Here is a 17,631-nt window from a genome sequence, read left to right as displayed (position 1 = left end):
CGCCATCTGTACCCATACAAAATAAGGGGTGGAAATTTAAATATGGACACGAAATATCAAGAAATTATGAATGAAATTCATGCACAAATTGCTGACGGCCGCCTTCAACCCGGAGGGAAATTACCGTCTATCCGAGCCCTTTCAGAGGCCTTTAAATGTAGTAAAAATACAATTATTAAAGCTTATAATGAATTGGAAAAGCAACATAAAATTTATGCTGTTCCAAAAAGCGGTTATTATCTCGTCGGCAGTCGTCATTTAGATTCCGAAGCAGAGGAAATGATTGATTTTGTTTCTGCCGGTCCTGACAAATGGCATATGCCCTACCGTGATTATCAACATTGTATGAATCAGGCAATCGAATTGTATAAAGAAGACATGTTTCAATACGCCGAGCCCCTAGGTTTATCTATTTTAAGATCCCAATTATCGAAGCAATTGCAAGCGCTTCAAGTATTCGCTCCAGCAGAAAGAATTTGTGTCGTTTCCGGTTCCCAGCAAGCCCTTGATATTTTAGTAGCCCTTCCCTTTCCTAATGGCAAAGAGGAAATCTGTATCGAGCAGCCTACCCATTTCAGTATGATTGAGTCAATTTCATCAAGAAGGCTGAATGCAGTTGGGATTGAAATAACAAAAGAAGGCATCGACTTGAAACAATTAGAAAAAATCTTTAAAGAACGGCCTATTAAATTCTTTTATACTGTTTCCAGATTTCATAATCCTACCGGCTATAGTTATACAAATAAAGAAAAGAAAAAGATCGTTGAATTGGCCCAAAAATATGATGTATTCATTATCGAGGATGATTATATGGGAGATCTTGATACACGGAAAAAAGCGGATCCGATGTTTGCCTACGTTCCTTCTGGCAGAGTCATTTATACGAAAAGTTTTTCAAAAGTACTTTTACCTGGCTTAAGACTTGGGGCTGCTGTTTTACCTGAGTCGCTTATTGAGCTTTTTTCGAAAGCAAAGTTTGCTGCCGATGTCCACTCTCCTGTTTTAACGCAAGGTGCCTTGGAAATTTATTTGCAAAGCGGGATGTATAATGCCCATATACAAAATTTAAGAACAATTTATAAGAAAAAAGGCGAGATGTTAAAAAGGGCTTTCCTTACTTATTTGCCTGAAGGAGTAACCTTCACCGGTGCCGAATCTGGATTTTACTCTTCGATTCAATTGCCCTATCCATTGAAGGCATCCCATCTCGTAAATTCTTTAAAAAAGAAAAACGTTCTTGTTCAAGATGCGACAGGCATGTACCTACCTCCATATAAAAAAGAAAACGTCATCCGTTTGAGCGTCTCTCAAGTAGAAAACAGGAAAATCGAGGAAGGGATTCGAATCATTGGAGAAGAAATTAATCATCTGGTAAGGAAAAACACTAGCTATTTTGGAGGTATAAATTAGTTAAGCATTAGAGGACACGGAATATAGAAAATCTATAGTAAACCAACTATATTTTATCGCATCTAAAGGCAGAAGAACTTTTTTCAAATTTAATGAATTAATGGATATTCACCATTTGGATTGAATATAACTAAATATCCAATACGTATACTAAGTAATTACTATTATTAATTAAGCTGTTCTACTGTATCTCTAAGGTTTCAATAAGTTCCTTTAAGAATTTTATATCAAATAAGGGGTTGTCCATTTTATCCAAAAGTTGTAAGTTAAAGTTACCACACTTTTCTTTATAAGATTATATAGGAATAATAAAAGGATGGAAGAAAATCATTTATACAATATGTTGAAGTCGCTTTGAAATTATAAATATGACAGCGTATTCCCAGAATTACCAAAATGATTAAGTATTAAACAAGCGTTTGAAAGAAAAAGATGAATTAAAATGGAAAAAGGAATTATTACTTGTTTATAGTAAAATGTATTTTTAATAGAGAAGAAATAGTTAGATTACTTGTGTAAGAATTATAGTTAAGTAATATTCGGAGGTAAATTTATGAATACAAATTATATTGTAGGTACTTTATTCTTTTTAACTGGTAGTTTTATGTTATTTATGCATAGATTGGTAAGTCTAGCTGTTCATCATTTAGGCAATTTTGTGAATGATACTATTCATTTAAGCAACCTTTTATACATACCATCTATTTTATTTATTATAATAGGTTTGATTTTAATATATATAGGATTAAAAAGAGTTAAAAAGTAATATTTTACAAAAATAACCAAAAATAATTGGTAAATTTATACAAAAATTGTTATCCTAGAAATTGTAAAATATCAACATTGGAGGTATTTTTGTGAAAAAATTATTTTTGGTTTTTAGTTGTTTAATAATGGTCTTTGGTTTCAGTATTACTTCAAGCCAAGAAGCTAAGGCTTTAAGTGGTAATGAGCCAACTTACACTTATTGGATGCAATCTTCTTCTTTAATTAAAACTACATACGGTTCTTGGGTTACTAGAACTGCATATACGCATGGTCCTGCTACAAAGACATATTCCCTATGAAACTTCAACATCTTGGAGTGTGGAGAGCTATGCTGAGCTTAGTTATAATGAAATTAAAAGTGGTTTGAAATCTAGCTTTACTAGTACAAAGAAGATAACTGATTCTATGTCATGTAGTATTCCAAAAAATAAAAAAGGTGCTTATCAAACAAGAGATGTTTACAATCATTATAAAGTAAAATTGCAGGAATGGATAAGTGTTGATGGACGTAAATCGAAAACAGGGAAAACTAAAACTGTTACTATAAAGAAAAAAGTAGGATTAGAAGACAGATGTAATCTTATAAATAAATAATAAAAAAGAGTAGCAAATTGCTACTCTTTTAGTTTATAGCTTTCCACACTTTTTTATCGAAGTAGATTGTTTTATAAAGTTAGCTAATTAATGTGTTTTGAAAAATTGAGTTACCTACTTTGAAAAGGTAAATTATTCTATAAATCCTCCTGAAAATTTTTAATAATTACTAAACATATGTAAAATAGTAAAAGTTGGGACTCACTCAATTGATCATTAAATACGTTAAAAAATGTTTAAATAAAGATAGTAAGTAATATACACCTACCACGATCAACAGCTTGTAGGTATGGGTAAAATGCCCAATTTTAATAATCCACCATAATTCAACTGCTGTGTAAATTTCATTAAATAACTTTAAACTACTGTCATGTGTAACAAATAATATTTCATAGAATATATAATCGCTCAATTTATCTCCTATTACCTTTTGTGCTAGTCCCCCTCTTATTTGGAGAATCAAGAATCTTTTTGCTTTTGATGCGGTTTTGTTGGTCCTTTAACTTTGGCACATGGATTGGTCATACATTTAGGAGGTATAAATTTGAACTATTTAAAAATGCGAGCAAAGCATTTTACTTACATATTATTTGGATGGATTATAGGTTTTATAATTTCCTATTTTCTATTTTCGAATTTAAATCCTACCATTCTATTTAGACTCTTTTTCTTTTATTGCCTTGGTGAAGTAGGTTATTTCTTCTTCTGGAAATATAAGCAGAGGACCGTAGAAGATTAAAAGGGTTGGTAAACAACTGTCATATTTCGAAGGTAATATCCGTATCTTCTTAATAAGGAGATGGGTACATTGGTCAATCTATTAGAAAATTTGTTTGATATTTCAATTTCAATTCTATTTTTAAGTACCATTGTTTATTTGTTGCAATTAAAGAAAGCCAAACGTACAAGAAAACTCACTTCAACAGAACACTTTATGTATATTCTCATACGACTTGCCTATTTTACTGCGGCAGTAAGTTATACCCTTCTTTTATTAGATAAACATTATTAAATCTATTGGAGGATACGGAATGAATAAAGAGCTTTTGTTAAAAGAGCTACATTTTTTAAAAGATAATATGAGTCATTATATTTTGATGTACGAGGAAGATTTAGCTGATTGGACTCCCCATAATAATTTGAGAAGTCTTTTCTCACTAGTGAATCATATTTCCGGTATTCCGATGATGACTGCGGCTATTCTGGAACAACTACCAGATGAATGTATTTTCCCATTGGACGAGCCCTTTATGGTTCAACATATTGATACCCCTGGCTTATATCATTTCTTTCTAAATGGATTCAAAAAGTTAGAAACGTTCGTTAACGCCATTCCAAATGATGAATTCAATACGAAGCTAATTCGCCATCCCTTTGGAGAAAAAGTGACTCCAGCTAAAGTTACATTCGATGCCATCACCCACCTGTACCATCATCGTGGGCAATTACACAATTACTTAAAGGAACTTGGTCACTCGATTTCAACTGATACGCTATTTATCAATTCATAGAAAAATCCCTACTTGTTAAAAGTAAGGATTTTTCTTATCCGTTATTCAATAAAAAGGAAAAAACGATAGACACAATAAAATTAGGGATAGCAAGTAAAAGTGAGTTAGTAAACATTTTATATCGGCTCTTCCGATCTTCTTCCGATTCAGTGGCGTAATTTGCCCTAATTCGATCTCCGCTTACAAGTGTTCCCGAAAAAATCAGTGTAGCAACTAAAAAAACGACACCGATACTACTAGTAATAACAGGAATCATATGAATATCCCAAAATACCAAAGATACAATGATGCCTACTAATGAAAAGATAAAACCAATAGATACATATTTCATTTACTACCTCCTTTAGTTATTATACGTTACAACTTTCTATACGTTTCAATAACGGAAGTAAATAGTTTCGAATTGAAATATTAGTAGATTATCGACTTTCTTTTGGTCCCCCGAAAATATTACTGAGAAAAATTGGAGGTACTTTCCTTGGAAAAGATAAGTTATTCTATACATCCCCCTGAAAATTTTAAAGAACTACTAAACATATATGAAATGTTAGGTTGGAACTCACTCAATTTATCAGTAGATGAGTTAGAAAAAATGTGTAAACAAAGTTGGTACGCAATGTACGCTTATCATGATCAACAACTAGTAGGTATGGGGCGAGTGATTTCCGATGGAGTTATTACCGCAATGATATGTGGAGTATGTGTCATGCCCAACTATCAGTCTAAAGGAATTGGTAAAGAAATCATGAATCGTATCATTAGCCATTGTGAGCAAAATAAGGTCATTCCTCAACTCATGTGTGTTGAAAATTTAGAGACTTATTATGAAACTTTAGGTTTTAAAAAATTCGCTATTGGAATGACAAAAAATATCAATCGATAGATAGATATTTTTTAAAAGCTCCTCTTTACTCAAATCCTCCTCCCTTCTTTTTATTGAAAGGAGGATTCTTTTGAATGATTTAATCAAAACACGCTCTTAATTTTAAGGCTAATTCTTCCTGTTTAAATATCACCTCGTTTAGGGATATAACAGCAAAATAAGAAAAAATTTTATTCTGAACGAATAAACAATCATCGTAAATTAAACTAATATGTAAATTCTTTTTAGGTGTCCTTTTACTTTCCTTTAGAAAATTCGCCAATTCTAAATAAACAGGATGAACCAGCTCATCCACAGATCTCTCAATAGCAAAGTGCCCTACATTACTAATCCACCACACCTCGAATGCTGTGATAATTTCATCAAATAACGTTAAACTACTATCATTGGTAACGAATAATCTCTCATAAAACAAATATTTCTCCTTATGAAAAATATTTAAATCGTGTACTTTGTCTTTAAGAATTTGTTGAAAAACATCATCCCATAGTTCTTTAAATCGCTTCTCAAAATCTTCTTTAAACGGGACCGTTGTAGATAAGTATGGATACTTTAGATGCTCTCCCTTACGATGTTGATTGAGATAGATATTTTGCAAGTAAATTAAAAAATTTAATGAATGGCTTTCATCTAAACTCATTACGAATGAATTGTCCATTCAATCGTCCCCCTTCATGATTCCAGCATGTTTAGTACGTGAGTGATATTTTATAAATTCTATAAGAAAGATTGATTACCTTTATTTATAATCTTCTAATTTTATTCTCTTATAAAGTAATTAAATTTGAAAAGTATTAAACTACTAATTGGAAATTGATGATAAAATGTAGATGTAGTACTTTCTTGGCCTTTTATGCTCGTAAGTAGCGTTACTTTCATACCGATTGGGTACTATTTTTGGGAAGCAAATAATGCATTTAAATATATTGGGTTTATCCCTATTTTCTTATTGGTGTTGACTATATTCTTATGGATTTTCAAATCATTAAAAAAGGAGAAGCTATAGCTACTCCTTTTCCCTATCTCAATTTACTATTCGTGTTTTAGCAGCTAAGATTCATCTTCTATCCATTCTAAAAATCGATGGTTCCATATATTTTCATAAAAATGGATTGTCTTTTCTGCAGACATAAACGGGTTATCCAAAGTAGAAGTTGCTTTTTGGACCATATAGTTTTTATATCCTAATCCATGGGCAAATTTAATGGTAGCATCCATACAGTATTCTGTTTGGGCACCGCAAAATTCAATACGTTGAACAGCTAATTCGTCTAACAGATTCTTTAAATTCGTTTTGTAAAAAGAATTGGCATGGGTTTTCCTTACAAAAAAATCTTCCTCTTCAACGTTTAAGCTAGAATTTATAGCCCAAAGTTCTTCCCCAGGTACTAATTCCTCATCACAGTGTTGAACAAAAATAATCGGTTTATGTAATTTTCTATATAAGGCAATTCTTTTATTTACTATAGTCAGTAAATTTTGCAACTCAAATAAATGATCTCCGCTGTAACATACGCCATTTTGTAAATCAATGACGATTAAAACATCTGCACTCGTTACCATAATTTTACCTCTTTCATTTTCCAATATGTGATTGATTCTATCATTTGTAATTGTAAAATACACTTCTCTTTGCAAAATAAGCCCTTTAAAAAGAATAAAAGATGATATGAAAAATAACATTTCCAATCATCTTTTAAATCTTGATTCAAATTGGAGAAGAACTTCTTAGTTTGGTTTTCTGCTTTTTTTCAAGATTTTCATGATTTCCCCCATTCGTATTTCAAAATACTATAAAGGAATGAATCTCTCCAACCATCTTTCATTTTTAAGTTTTCACGAATTCTACCTTCCTTTGTCATGCCAACCTTTTCTAATACTTTATATGAGCCAATATTTCTTGGATCACAAGTAGCATATATTCGGTGGAGGTTGAATTGCTCAAAGCCAAAGTCAATCAAAAGCATTGCTGCTTCTGTTGCTATCCCTCTTCCCCAGTAATCCGGATTCACCACATAGCCGATTTCTCCCGTTTTATTAGTAGAATCACGAAGATTTAACTCTCCAGCACCAACCATTTTTTGATCACTTTTATTGATAATGGCAAAGACATATCTTTTCCGTGGATTTTTTGAAGCATCGGCTATCACTTCATTCACAAACGCTTTCGATTCCTCTAAAGTATTTGGTCCCCAAGGTTGGTAGCGACAAACCATTTCTTGTGATGCGTATTTATGAACATTTACCCAATCACTTTCAACCATTTCCCTTAAATAAAGCCGTTCTGTTGCTAAAATTTTTGTAACAACCTCCATCTCATCCCCTCCACTTTTAATAAGTCCCTTTGTGATCAATCTATTTATCCATAATTTCAACAAAAAGTAGTTGAATCCTTCTTGAAACGATGGAGATTTTAAAAAGGTAGAAGGTTAATATAAAAAAAGAGTTAAACCTATCAAAAGATGGTTAACTCTTTTTTTAATCTCAAAGTTTAAACAACCTTAGTTGTTTTGACAATGTTTCGCCTTTTCCTTCAATTCCAAGACGTTATTGTAAATGAACTGGTAAAATGCAAGTTATTTTTTCTATATCTTCTAGCGTCATTTCTTTTTGATTCGTAATGCCAGAAACTTCTTCACCAATCATAGCTAATTCAAAGTGGGAATCGTTACAAATCGTTTCAGCTATTGTTATATGAAAGTCTCGACGTTCTTTCCAAAACCCGTTGAAAAAATCAAGATTTTGTATCGCAATTAATGCTTGATTCAACCTTTTATTATCTTCAATAGGGTGAAATTCGATTGAAAGTTCATAATATCCCCCAATCCAATAATTCTTCGCAATTCAAAATTTCACCTCCATTTTCGTAGCCCTTATGAGTTCTAATACGCTGTTATTAGATTTTTGGTAAGCAACATCTTAAATATATTGTTTCGCTTTTCTTCCATGTAAAACATAGTAAAGCGGAATACAAATAATAATGACCGGTACCATCCACAGAAACATCGTACGGAAACCTAACAATGGTACGAAAATGCCAAGTAAATAAGGGCCGAAACCTAAACCTAAATCATAAAAAATATAATAGGTCGACGTCGCAAAACCGAAACGGTGCTGCTCAGTAACTTTTACGGCGATCGTTTGAGCAATCGAGTTAAAATTACCAAAGCCAAGTCCAATGAATGCCGCAGCGAATAGTAACACAGTTGAACTATGGGCTGTACTAAATAAATACATACCTAACGCAAAAATAATTAAAGCCGGGTAAACAACGATATTTGGTCCCTTTTTATCCATCAGCTTTCCGGTAATCGGTCTTGTCACAATCGTTGCGATGGCATAAACAATAAAGAATACACTTGCAGCCGTAACTAATTCAATTTCTTCTGCATAAGGCGATATGTAGGACATGACACCTGAATAGGCAAAACCAATGAGTAACGCAACGAAGGAAATCGGAATTGATTTCGGTTCCATCACTTTTGATATAAAGGATTGTTTGCTTTCACTTTGTTGTTCGTTTTTCTTTGAGACAAACGTAATTTCTATTTTTATAAAAGCAAGCATTACAATCATACAAAGGGATAGAAAGACATTGAATCCAAATATAATCGTATTTCCATGTTCAAATTTCATTAAGAGTAAACCGATAAATGGACCAATTGCTGTCGCTAAGATGGCACTTAAACTGTAATAGCCAATCCCTTCCCCTTTTCGATTGGCTGGTAAAATATAAGCAATAATTGTTCCTGCAGCAGACCCAATAATTCCAACAAAAACCCCTTGAATAAAACGTACGACTAATAAAAAGGCAATATGTATTTCAATAAAATAAAAACATGATGTTATAAAGAAACCAATTACGCCTATTATTAAAATTTTGGACGGTCCTGTTTTTTCGATAAGTCTTCCTGTCATTAGCCGTCCTACCAATGCACCTATAACATAAATACTCGATACAAGACCAGCCATACTAGTCGATGCATCGTATGTTTTTATCGTGTAACTACCAATCGTTACAATTAACAAATAAAACATTAATACCGCTAAAAAGTTTATAAGTGCAACGGATATAAAGTTTTTCGTCCATATTTTATCCTTCATAGTGTTTCAAACGCTCCTCTAAAATCATAAGCTGTTCCGTCCATTCATTGACCATTTCCTTTGACAAAGGCTCTGTTACAAATGATTGGAGTTCCATTACTTTTTCTTCTACTTTTCTACAAAGGATCTGCCCTTCAACTGTTAAAGACAAATATTTTTGTCGTTTATCTTGACCACTTGTGAACTTAATTAGCCCTTGTTCATTTAATTTACTTACTAACGTTGATACGGTTGGTTTTTCAACCGACCATTCTTTCACAATATCCATACTTGTACATCCTTCATGTTTATACACATGTTGTAAAACTAGCCATTGTACTGGCGTAATCCCGTTTAAAGAACATATTTCTTGCAGTCGGTTCACGTACAATTTATTAAAGCGGTAGATTGTAGAAAACAGATTCATAAAAACCTCCAAAGTAGTTAGTATCCCTAACTAACTGTATACTATAAATGATTTCATGTAAATACTAATCGATTTCTATTCCATTAAAAAAAGGACGTTCCACTTTGGGTAACGTCCCTACTTGCACCATTAAAGTTTCATTTTCATTCCTTCGTGGGTTGCCTCAAATCCAAGTTTTTCGTAAAATCTCAGTGCATCAGGTCTTTTTTTATCAGTTGTTAATTGAAGTAGATGACAACCTCGTTCCTTTGCCCTTTCAATGGCCCATTTGAATAACTCCGTCCCAAGACCTTTACCTCGCATAGAAGAGGCTGTTCGAACCCCCTCAATCGTAGCTCGCCACCCACCTTGATATGTTAAATATGGAGTAAAGGTAATTTGTAGTACACCTACCACGTCATCTCCTATACAAGCTACTACTAACTCATTGTTTGGGTCTGCCGATATCGCTTGAAAAGCTTCTATATAACTTACTGGCAGCGGCTGTTCATATCGTTCCCGCTGACTTCCCAACACATCATCTGCAAGCATTTGAACAATTTGATCTAAATCTGTTTCTTCAGCTATTCTAAAATCTAATTCATTTATCATCACACTCAAACCCCTTTCTCTATCAATTAAGTTCAACAAACATGGGGGTAATCCTTCTTACGTAGGTTAATCGTGTTTTCATTATCCTTTCTCCCTATTCATACCAAGCCGTTTCAGGTCGATCATCTGGATACCCATAAACTTTCCGATACTTTTTTCTTTCCTTTGTAAATTCAAACCATTGCTTGTTACTATTCGGGTTATTGGCGAAATGAATGACACACCGTATTTGATCTTCTACACAACTATCCGTCCAAACGCCCATTTTCTTCTCTAATTCATTAAACAATATCGCACCGTCTTTTTCCTGTATCTCTTGTAAAGAAAAAATATGTAAATGGTTAACGAGCTTTTCAGCAAGTTCATATCCAATGGATGGAACTCGTTGAAAATCTGCAAGTGCTTTTATTTTCTTCGCTTCGTCTAACGACATTTCCAGTATTTCTACTATTTGATTTGTACTTAGTGTATGTATATCTCCTAATTTCACTTTTGCTTTTCGAAGTTTGCCTTTGTCTTCAACAGTTAACGGTAACTTTGGATTGGAACTCAAAAAACCCCTCCTTCTATCCATTGTTAGTAAGTATAATTCGACAAAAGTTTAATTACCCTACTACTTGAGTGAGTAAGAGACGAATACCCAATGGACCTATCCCTCTTTACTTCCTCAAACTCTTTTAACAATAAATGCCCCCGCAATCGTCATTAAAAACACTCCGCCTAGACATAAAATCAACAGTCCCGTTTCGATTGTTTTTACTCCCATTGCATACGCAATTAATAGAGCAGCCCCACTGCCTATTAAAATAAAATATAGCGCCCCCAAAAAATACTTTTGGAGATTTTTTAAAGTTCGTTCATCGATTTCAGGCACATTTCCCCTTCTTTTCTGACTCCATTTAGAAATCATCAAAAATACCATTAACCCTCCTATAACTCCAATGATAATTGGCAACATTAATTCAACAGGATAATTACCCGTTTCTTTTCCAATGATATATATACCTAAAAAACCGCCTATTATCATACATAGAACAATCACAGTCCATAACAAATACTGTAACCTCTTAACGCTCACCAACTTCACTCCTTTTCCTCTAAGTAAAATAATTGTTCAAAAGGAACATCCAAATATTTAGCTAATTTTAGAGCCAATTCCAGACTTGGATTATACTTATTTTTCTCAATGGCATTAATCGTTTGACGAGTAATTTGCAAATCTTCCGCCATTTGAATTTGCGTAATTTTTTTGGCTAACCGAACTTCTTTAATATGATTAATTACTTTCACAAAACTTTTCACCCCATATTAAATGTAAAGATATCTTTACATTTAATATAAATAAAAATGGACAATATGTAAAGATATCTTTACATATTGTCCTATAAAAAAACTGGCGGAAACTTTTTGAAGCTACACCAGTTTTTTAGAAAACGATTTATTAAGCAAAACTGTTACTTTTCTTTCCATGCACTTGGCTTAAAATTATAGCACCAATCATTTGGATGACGGTTTTCACGATAATTTGACCGATAATAGCAGCTGGTACAGCTTCCCATGGTAACATACCTGCGCCAAGAGGGCTTAAACCAATGATGACAAACACTGCAGAATCTAGTAATCCTCCTACTAGACCACTATAGAAAACGCGCCAAGCGATAGGTAATTTCAATCGAGTATAAATTTCCGTATCGGCCGTTTCAGCTAAAATAAAGGAAATAGCTGATGCTGCTACGATCATTAATGTATCTCCTAGTAAGGAGGAAACAATTGCTGACAAAACTAATGCTGTAAAAATAAATAAATACGTTTTTTTCCGACCGTATTTATTTTGTACTAAATCCCGGAAAATGAACGTCGCTCCAACAAACAACGTCCCCATCGGAACGATAAACATTCCAAATTGCAATGGTGCAAAGGCAGCCGTCACCACATTGGCAACGACAATTGATAATAAATAAAATATGATTCTCATTTTACTACTCCTTAAATTTCAATTAAAAACTTGGTCTTTTAAGACTCTACCTTCGAGTTTAAGTACTCATCTAAACCTCTTTTACGCAACTTACAAGCTGGACATTCCCCACAACCGTCCGCCTTTATTCCGTTATAACAAGTGAGTGTTTTTTCGCGGACAAATTCAAGGGCACCGAGCTGATCTGCCAATTCCCACGTTTGCGCTTTATTAAGCCACATTAACGGTGTTTCAATGACGAAAGTATCATCCATTGATAAATTTAACGTAACGTTTAGCGACTTAATAAAAATATCCCGGCAATCGGGATAGCCGCTAAAATCTGTTTCACAAACGCCTGTAACAATATGTTTCGCCCCTATTTGTTTTGCCAACACCCCAGCAAAGGATAGAAACAACAAATTACGCCCAGGCACAAAGGTTGATGGTAATTCCCCATTTTCACCATCTTGCACTGGGATATTTCCCCTTGTTAAAGCGTTCGGTGCTAACTGATTCAATAGCGACATATCTAACATGTGATGAGCAATCCCTAATTCTTTCGTTATTTCCTTTGCACAGTCAATTTCAAGCCGATGCCTTTGACCGTAATCAAAGGTTACAGCTACCACTTCTTCATAGCGTTCTTTTGCCCAAAACAAACAAGTCGTACTATCTTGTCCTCCACTAAATACAACAACGGCTTTTCCTTGCTTCATGTGAAAAAAACTCCTTTATTAATGAAAAAACAGCATTCTAAGAAAAATGCTGTTTTTCCTTAGTTTTTTATAGAGGGTCGCTAATAACCTCTTTATTTAATTTCATTCTTAACGATTATCAATTTTTTCAGGATTTAAATCATGGTTCATTAAACGATGATGAGCCATCTCTTCATATTTCGTTCCTGGTTTCCCGTAGTTACACCAAGGGTCAATCGAAATTCCTCCCCGTGGCGTAAATTTACCCCATACTTCAATGTAACGAGGATCTAGTAATTTGATTAAATCGTTCATGATAATGTTGACACAGTCTTCATGGAAATCACCATGGTTTCTAAAACTAAATAAGTACAATTTTAACGATTTACTTTCTACAATCTTTTTATCTGGAATGTAAGAAATATACATCGTTGCAAAGTCCGGTTGATGCGTTAATGGGCATAAACTCGTAAACTCCGGACAATTAAATTTCACGAAATAATCCCGATTGGAATGAAGATTATCTACCGCTTCTAATACTTCCGGTGCATAATCAAATGAATATTGTGTATTTTGGTTTCCTAGTAATGTTAAATCTTTTAAACCTTCTTCGTGGTTACGGCCAGACATAAAAAATCCTCCTTGCAAATGTTTCCCAACAGTTAACAAGGAGAAGTTCATAATCTATAAAACTCTTATAAAAACATAAAAGCCATGTCCAGTTATGGACATGGCATCATTCGTCATGTTTCCATAGTTTTTTATAGAGGGTATCAGCTATGAACCTCTCCCGTTCGCCGGGCATTCTATTCATTGAATAGAATAAAGGATGAAGGGGCATTGGTCAATTAAAATTTTGTGAGGCGTTCCGAAATATTTTCCACAGCCTTCATAAATTCTTCAACAAACTTCTCCCGTTCAACGTTATGTAGCACGTGGACATTCGGCTCTTTTTTTGTACGATTATAATAATCGACGACAGTAGCACCTACTGCTTTCCCTTCTAGCTCCACCTCTACATAGTGGTCGGTTCCTTCAAACAAGTGAGGTTGCAATAAATACATCAATGGTACTACATCATGGAAATGAACAACTTGATCATAATTTTCTGCATGGAATGGTGTTTTTTCAATTTGGTCAAGATAAAATGTCACCATTTGATGCAGTTTTTGAGTAAACTCTGTACCAAACTCTTGTAATTTTTTTATTTCTTCCTTTGTAATATAGGCTTTGTGAGTTACATCTAAACCACTCATCACAACGGGAATTCCTGAATTGAACACAATTTGTACAGCATGGGGATCAACGAATGCATTAAACTCCGCCGTTGGTGTCACATTGCCCCCAACTGCTGCACCACCCATCCATGTGATTCGTTCAATTTTCGGTTTTACTTCAGGATGGGCAACAAGTAATGCAGCAACATTCGTTAAGGGACCCGTTGCAGCGATTGTAATTTTTTCATTACTATTTAAAATGGTCTCCAACATCGCTGTCACTGCTGGACGATGGCTTACTGGCAACGGCGGTGTTAGGAATTGGACATTGCCAAAACCATTTTCCCCGTGAATATCTTCTGCTAATTCCAATTCCCGGAGAAAAGGACTTTCCAAACCACGGGCAACTTCTACATTCGCTCCGATATAACTTAAAAAGACTCGTGCATTATGATTTGACTTCCCTTGGGAGATATTCCCTGAGCTTGTCGTTACTAAGCGAATATCTAGCGCATGATTATTTGCAAAGGCAAATGTTAACATCATTGCATCATCAATTCCTGGATCTGTATCAATGATGATAGGTATTTTAGACATGAAAAATCCCCTTTTCTTTACTTCATAATAATATTCTCTACTATCAAGTATACTCGAAAAGGAAATAAAAGGAATATATCATGTAAAAAACTTGAACTAATGGGGCTTTAACCTACACTTCTCTTAATAAAGAATCAATTTTACTACTTGATGAATTTTTAACTTTATTTACATTTTCCTTTGCTTCTACAGGTGTGTCATCACCGTTATCTGTACAAGCTACAACAAAAAGAACTATACAAATTAAACTGATAATTATATTCAAACGTTTTCGCATCGCTCTACCTTCTTTTCATTTATTTTCCGCTTATTATTTTCAATATGTAAGAAAGTATGCGTTAAAATCTTTGCCAAATAGAATTGAAAAGGCATTAGGAGTAGTGAAATTACAGTTTATTTTTATCCTTTTATTCAATGGAGATCTTTCCATATTCTATAAAATACAACCTTATACCCTTTAAAATGCGAACATATGTGCTATAATAAAGGTGTGATAGTAAACAAATAAGGTTGATTGGCGGAACTCCCTTTACAGAGAGGCGGTGATGCCTTGTCCATTTCTGAAACATTAATGTTTTCCGTGGCCTTCGCCACTTTAATTGTGACTGTGATTACAGTAAATCAAAAAAAATAACCTACCTGAGCTCATGCTCAATGTAGGTTATAAACTCCGAACTGGTTGCCAATCCCTTAGGACTAGCTATTACAGTGGACTGCTTGATGTTGCAGCATCAAGTAGTCTTTTTTACTCTGTTCTTCTAACACCTTCATTATACCAAAATTTCGTTGTATTGAACATATTGATACACATTTTAAAAGTTTCATATAGGAACTAAAAATAAAAAGCATTTAAGACCGAAACATTATTCAAAGTTACTATAGAATTCGTTATAAATATGCTGGATTTTATTTAAAGTCTCTTGTAACTCGTGATGGTTATACAAAGTTTGGAAAACTTGTAAAAGTTCTGACTCACCTAGCCCTTTTATAGCTACTGATTGGGAAAAGATGCGATTAAATTTTGCTTCTGGAGAAAGTCCCTTTTTACTAAAAACAATTCCCTGTTCTTTCATTTGTTCCATTAATACAACCCGTTGATTTGCCTCGATTGGTCCAACTTCTAATGTAAAATAAATAGAATCCTCATTGATATTGAACCAAAATAGAAATGGTCCGTTATACCACCACCACTTTTCCCTTGTCTCCCCTAACCTTTCTTTAAAGGAATCGAAAAGAGGCATGATGAAAGAAAGGTATTTAGTTGATGCCCGGTAATCGGTTTCAGGTATATTCATTAATACCATCCATTTTCTAAATGCCCTTTGTACCTTTACTTTAATATCTTGTGCCGTTTGTTTCTCCACAGATGTTTTCGGTTCTACCACTTCTACCTCATCATTGTTTAAAATTGTTGCGACTTGATTTCTTACTTGCTTAAACTCAGATGAATTATATAAATCAAGCATTCCTTGTGTTAACTCTGCCATATCATCCCACTTATTTATGTCAATTTTTTGAGTAAAGAAGCGGGTATATCGAGCTTTTTCCAATTTGGAACTTTCTTTAATCGATATACCGAATTGCTCTAACTTTTCTAAAAGAGATCGTCTTTCGGTGTATTCAATTGGTCCCATTTCAGCAATAATACTCAACCGACTATCTTTTGCTTGTTCAAACCATACAACTAACCCTTTTCCTAACCAATAGTTTGGGTCTTTCATATGGACATAACTTATCCCTTCCCATTCTGGCGGTAGTAAATGGGGACTAGTTGGCTGGGAACGATACAACACTTCTTTATCAAACTGCTGGTTAATAAATTCATCAAAACTGTAGGATAAAATATTTTGCCCATGTTTATATATATATTGAATCGTATTTTTATATTTCATCATAAATTCAAAATAAAAGCCGGATTCAAATTGTAATTGTTTGTGTAAGCTGACCGTTTCTTCAAAAAGTACATTGATCGTTTGTTTATGATTTCGATAAATATCAATGGCTTGTACTATTTGATCTTGATTTGGATAAAATTTTTCTTTTAAAATTTGATTATAATCTACAATAAATTGATAAACATTGTTGTTTAGTCGATCTTTATATAGCATTAAAATCGTATGTAAAATTACTTCAATTTTCTCGTAGGTTAAAATGAAATAATTGGAATTCGAAGGTTCTTCTCCATTAAGGGTTAAGTAAATGGGAATAATCGTAAAATTTCCAAATGTACGGCGAGTAAACTCTAAATAATCATTCAATTGATTCACTGATTCCGAGGAATAAAATTTATTTTCAATAATAAAAACGGTTTTCAACTGCTGGTTCACAATAAGTAAATCAATATAACGATTTTTATCCGTTTTTACTTCCCGATAAACATGGCTGTCGACTAATGAATGATTAAGGATATCCCCAACTTTTTGAAATTGTATATTTCCGCTATTTTCATCCATTAATAAAAGATGTTCCATTACTTTACGTAAAAAGTAATCACTTAAATTATGATTTTCCTTTGGATTTAATAGCCAGGCCAATATATTAGAATGGCGAATTTCATGATTTTCCAATTTTAATATTTTTAAAGTATTAAAGGAATTTACTTGTTGATTCAGTTGTTGAAAGTTTGTATCATTTTCTAGGTCAATTAAATCTCGTATTTCCACTCTAAATTTTCTCCTATCTGCCTACTATTATATTAGGAAGTTTTTCTTTGACTACTCCATTACTTTCTAATATTTTTTAACAAAAATTGTCTTTGAAGATATTTTTATTGTAATAAGCAAAAGAATAATGTCAATGACACTTCTTTTTCTATTCAAGGTGAAAATAATAGATATTCCAAATTTCAAAAAGAATTCAATCGAAATAGAATAATTCAATATAGATAGGCCCTAAACT

The 17,631-nt window shown here is 33.4% G+C and carries 24 protein-coding genes and 2 riboswitches; of the genes, 7 read left to right on the top strand and 17 right to left on the bottom strand.

Going from position 1 to position 17,631, the window contains the following annotated elements; all coding sequences use genetic code 11:
* The first annotated feature begins 42 nt into the window (after positions 1–42).
* The 6 genes from H9636_RS04635 to H9636_RS04610 all read left to right on the top strand — a co-directional run bounded on the left by H9636_RS04635 (position 43) and on the right by H9636_RS04610 (position 4,283).
* Positions 43–1,410 (top strand): aminotransferase-like domain-containing protein, encoded by a 1,368-nt coding sequence (locus tag H9636_RS04635; protein ID WP_191706463.1) that lies wholly within the window; start codon positions 43–45, stop codon positions 1,408–1,410.
* 553 nt (positions 1,411–1,963) lie between these two features.
* Complete coding sequence (locus tag H9636_RS04630) at positions 1,964–2,176, top strand: hypothetical protein (protein ID WP_122972998.1); 213 nt, start codon at positions 1,964–1,966, stop codon at positions 2,174–2,176.
* 91 nt (positions 2,177–2,267) lie between these two features.
* Complete coding sequence (locus H9636_RS04625) at positions 2,268–2,477, top strand: hypothetical protein (protein ID WP_191706462.1); 210 nt, start codon at positions 2,268–2,270, stop codon at positions 2,475–2,477.
* Complete coding sequence (locus tag H9636_RS04620; protein WP_191706461.1) at positions 2,446–2,772, top strand: hypothetical protein; 327 nt, start codon at positions 2,446–2,448, stop codon at positions 2,770–2,772. The genes H9636_RS04625 and H9636_RS04620 overlap by 32 nt, the downstream gene beginning before the upstream one ends.
* Before the next feature lie 808 nt (positions 2,773–3,580).
* On the top strand, positions 3,581–3,784 hold the full coding sequence (locus tag H9636_RS04615) for a hypothetical protein (RefSeq protein WP_404817738.1): 204 nt from the start codon (positions 3,581–3,583) through the stop codon (positions 3,782–3,784).
* A 19-nt stretch (positions 3,785–3,803) separates the two neighbouring features.
* Positions 3,804–4,283, top strand: a complete 480-nt coding sequence (locus tag H9636_RS04610; RefSeq protein ID WP_191706459.1) for a DinB family protein — start codon at positions 3,804–3,806, stop codon at positions 4,281–4,283.
* Positions 4,284–4,317: 34 nt separating this feature from the next.
* Here the strand turns inward: H9636_RS04610 and H9636_RS04605 are convergent, their stop codons facing one another.
* The gene (locus tag H9636_RS04605; protein WP_191706458.1) at positions 4,318–4,614 is read right to left on the bottom strand and encodes a DUF5316 domain-containing protein; all 297 of its coding nucleotides are present in this window, start codon (positions 4,612–4,614) and stop codon (positions 4,318–4,320) included.
* 147 nt (positions 4,615–4,761) lie between these two features.
* Between H9636_RS04605 and H9636_RS04600 the strand changes: the two genes are divergently transcribed.
* The gene (locus tag H9636_RS04600) at positions 4,762–5,166 is read left to right on the top strand and encodes a GNAT family N-acetyltransferase (protein WP_225230074.1); all 405 of its coding nucleotides are present in this window, start codon (positions 4,762–4,764) and stop codon (positions 5,164–5,166) included.
* A 79-nt stretch (positions 5,167–5,245) separates the two neighbouring features.
* Here H9636_RS04600 and H9636_RS04595 read toward each other — a convergent pair whose 3' ends face one another.
* The 16 genes from H9636_RS04595 to H9636_RS04520 form a co-directional block, all read right to left on the bottom strand.
* Entirely contained in the window at positions 5,246–5,824 is a 579-nt protein-coding gene (locus H9636_RS04595; protein WP_191706457.1) for a hypothetical protein, read from the bottom strand.
* Between the two features lie 392 nt (positions 5,825–6,216).
* Positions 6,217–6,729, bottom strand: coding sequence for a cysteine hydrolase family protein (locus tag H9636_RS04590; RefSeq protein ID WP_191706456.1), 513 nt, complete (start codon positions 6,727–6,729; stop codon positions 6,217–6,219).
* Positions 6,730–6,926: 197 nt separating this feature from the next.
* The gene (locus H9636_RS04585) at positions 6,927–7,481 is read right to left on the bottom strand and encodes a GNAT family N-acetyltransferase (protein WP_191706455.1); all 555 of its coding nucleotides are present in this window, start codon (positions 7,479–7,481) and stop codon (positions 6,927–6,929) included.
* A gap of 232 nt (positions 7,482–7,713) precedes the next feature.
* Positions 7,714–7,935, bottom strand: coding sequence for a hypothetical protein (locus tag H9636_RS04580; protein WP_191706454.1), 222 nt, complete (start codon positions 7,933–7,935; stop codon positions 7,714–7,716).
* Between the two features lie 150 nt (positions 7,936–8,085).
* Entirely contained in the window at positions 8,086–9,270 is a 1,185-nt protein-coding gene (locus tag H9636_RS04575) for an MFS transporter (RefSeq protein ID WP_191706453.1), read from the bottom strand.
* The gene (locus tag H9636_RS04570; RefSeq protein WP_191706452.1) at positions 9,260–9,676 is read right to left on the bottom strand and encodes a MarR family winged helix-turn-helix transcriptional regulator; all 417 of its coding nucleotides are present in this window, start codon (positions 9,674–9,676) and stop codon (positions 9,260–9,262) included. The genes H9636_RS04575 and H9636_RS04570 overlap by 11 nt, the downstream gene beginning before the upstream one ends.
* Before the next feature lie 129 nt (positions 9,677–9,805).
* Entirely contained in the window at positions 9,806–10,267 is a 462-nt protein-coding gene (locus tag H9636_RS04565) for a GNAT family N-acetyltransferase (RefSeq protein ID WP_191706451.1), read from the bottom strand.
* A 94-nt stretch (positions 10,268–10,361) separates the two neighbouring features.
* Complete coding sequence (locus H9636_RS04560) at positions 10,362–10,820, bottom strand: helix-hairpin-helix domain-containing protein (protein ID WP_191706450.1); 459 nt, start codon at positions 10,818–10,820, stop codon at positions 10,362–10,364.
* Between the two features lie 114 nt (positions 10,821–10,934).
* Entirely contained in the window at positions 10,935–11,345 is a 411-nt protein-coding gene (locus tag H9636_RS04555; protein WP_318240992.1) for a hypothetical protein, read from the bottom strand.
* A gap of 5 nt (positions 11,346–11,350) precedes the next feature.
* A complete protein-coding gene (locus H9636_RS04550; RefSeq protein ID WP_191706449.1) occupies positions 11,351–11,557 on the bottom strand; it encodes a helix-turn-helix transcriptional regulator in 207 nt (68 codons plus the stop codon).
* Between the two features lie 151 nt (positions 11,558–11,708).
* Positions 11,709–12,242, bottom strand: a complete 534-nt coding sequence (locus H9636_RS04545) for a VUT family protein (protein ID WP_191706448.1) — start codon at positions 12,240–12,242, stop codon at positions 11,709–11,711.
* A gap of 38 nt (positions 12,243–12,280) precedes the next feature.
* Entirely contained in the window at positions 12,281–12,940 is a 660-nt protein-coding gene (queC, locus tag H9636_RS04540; RefSeq protein ID WP_191706447.1) for a 7-cyano-7-deazaguanine synthase QueC, read from the bottom strand.
* Between the two features lie 53 nt (positions 12,941–12,993).
* Positions 12,994–13,037: riboswitch (PreQ1 riboswitch) on the bottom strand.
* Positions 13,038–13,048: 11 nt separating this feature from the next.
* Complete coding sequence (gene queF / locus H9636_RS04535) at positions 13,049–13,549, bottom strand: preQ(1) synthase (RefSeq protein ID WP_191706446.1); 501 nt, start codon at positions 13,547–13,549, stop codon at positions 13,049–13,051.
* A 117-nt stretch (positions 13,550–13,666) separates the two neighbouring features.
* Positions 13,667–13,713: riboswitch (PreQ1 riboswitch) on the bottom strand.
* Positions 13,714–13,767: 54 nt separating this feature from the next.
* Positions 13,768–14,733, bottom strand: a complete 966-nt coding sequence (locus tag H9636_RS04530) for a nucleoside hydrolase (protein ID WP_191706445.1) — start codon at positions 14,731–14,733, stop codon at positions 13,768–13,770.
* A 112-nt stretch (positions 14,734–14,845) separates the two neighbouring features.
* Positions 14,846–15,010 carry a hypothetical protein gene (locus H9636_RS04525; RefSeq protein WP_191706444.1) on the bottom strand — a complete coding sequence of 55 codons (165 nt, stop codon included), beginning with the start codon at positions 15,008–15,010 and terminating at the stop codon, positions 14,846–14,848.
* A gap of 586 nt (positions 15,011–15,596) precedes the next feature.
* On the bottom strand, positions 15,597–17,396 hold the full coding sequence (locus H9636_RS04520; protein WP_191706443.1) for a PDDEXK-like family protein: 1,800 nt from the start codon (positions 17,394–17,396) through the stop codon (positions 15,597–15,599).
* Positions 17,397–17,631 lie beyond the last annotated feature (235 nt).

It is taken from the genome of Ureibacillus galli, from assembly GCF_014836845.1.
Classification (GTDB): Bacteria; Bacillota; Bacilli; order Bacillales_A; family Planococcaceae; genus Ureibacillus; species Ureibacillus galli.
This window is presented reverse-complemented; position numbering and strand designations above follow the sequence as displayed.

Bases quoted from the DNA above. Each gene is read 5' to 3' on its own strand.
- H9636_RS04630 (WP_122972998.1), top strand. From the start codon at position 1,964: ATGAATACAAATTATATTGTAGGTACTTTATTCTTTTTAACTGGTAGT.
- H9636_RS04565 (WP_191706451.1), bottom strand. From the start codon at position 10,267: ATGATAAATGAATTAGATTTTAGAATAGCTGAAGAAACAGATTTAGAT.
- H9636_RS04530 (WP_191706445.1), bottom strand. From the start codon at position 14,733: ATGTCTAAAATACCTATCATCATTGATACAGATCCAGGAATTGATGAT.
- H9636_RS04585 (WP_191706455.1), bottom strand. From the start codon at position 7,481: ATGGAGGTTGTTACAAAAATTTTAGCAACAGAACGGCTTTATTTAAGG.
- H9636_RS04575 (WP_191706453.1), bottom strand. From the start codon at position 9,270: ATGAAGGATAAAATATGGACGAAAAACTTTATATCCGTTGCACTTATA.
- H9636_RS04545 (WP_191706448.1), bottom strand. From the start codon at position 12,242: ATGAGAATCATATTTTATTTATTATCAATTGTCGTTGCCAATGTGGTG.
- H9636_RS04605 (WP_191706458.1), bottom strand. From the start codon at position 4,614: ATGAAATATGTATCTATTGGTTTTATCTTTTCATTAGTAGGCATCATT.
- H9636_RS04620 (WP_191706461.1), top strand. From the start codon at position 2,446: ATGGTCCTGCTACAAAGACATATTCCCTATGAAACTTCAACATCTTGG.
- H9636_RS04595 (WP_191706457.1), bottom strand. From the start codon at position 5,824: ATGGACAATTCATTCGTAATGAGTTTAGATGAAAGCCATTCATTAAAT.
- H9636_RS04570 (WP_191706452.1), bottom strand. From the start codon at position 9,676: ATGAATCTGTTTTCTACAATCTACCGCTTTAATAAATTGTACGTGAAC.
- H9636_RS04635 (WP_191706463.1), top strand. From the start codon at position 43: ATGGACACGAAATATCAAGAAATTATGAATGAAATTCATGCACAAATT.
- H9636_RS04525 (WP_191706444.1), bottom strand. From the start codon at position 15,010: ATGCGAAAACGTTTGAATATAATTATCAGTTTAATTTGTATAGTTCTT.
- queC (WP_191706447.1), bottom strand. From the start codon at position 12,940: ATGAAGCAAGGAAAAGCCGTTGTTGTATTTAGTGGAGGACAAGATAGT.
- queF (WP_191706446.1), bottom strand. From the start codon at position 13,549: ATGTCTGGCCGTAACCACGAAGAAGGTTTAAAAGATTTAACATTACTA.
- H9636_RS04610 (WP_191706459.1), top strand. From the start codon at position 3,804: ATGAATAAAGAGCTTTTGTTAAAAGAGCTACATTTTTTAAAAGATAAT.
- H9636_RS04590 (WP_191706456.1), bottom strand. From the start codon at position 6,729: ATGGTAACGAGTGCAGATGTTTTAATCGTCATTGATTTACAAAATGGC.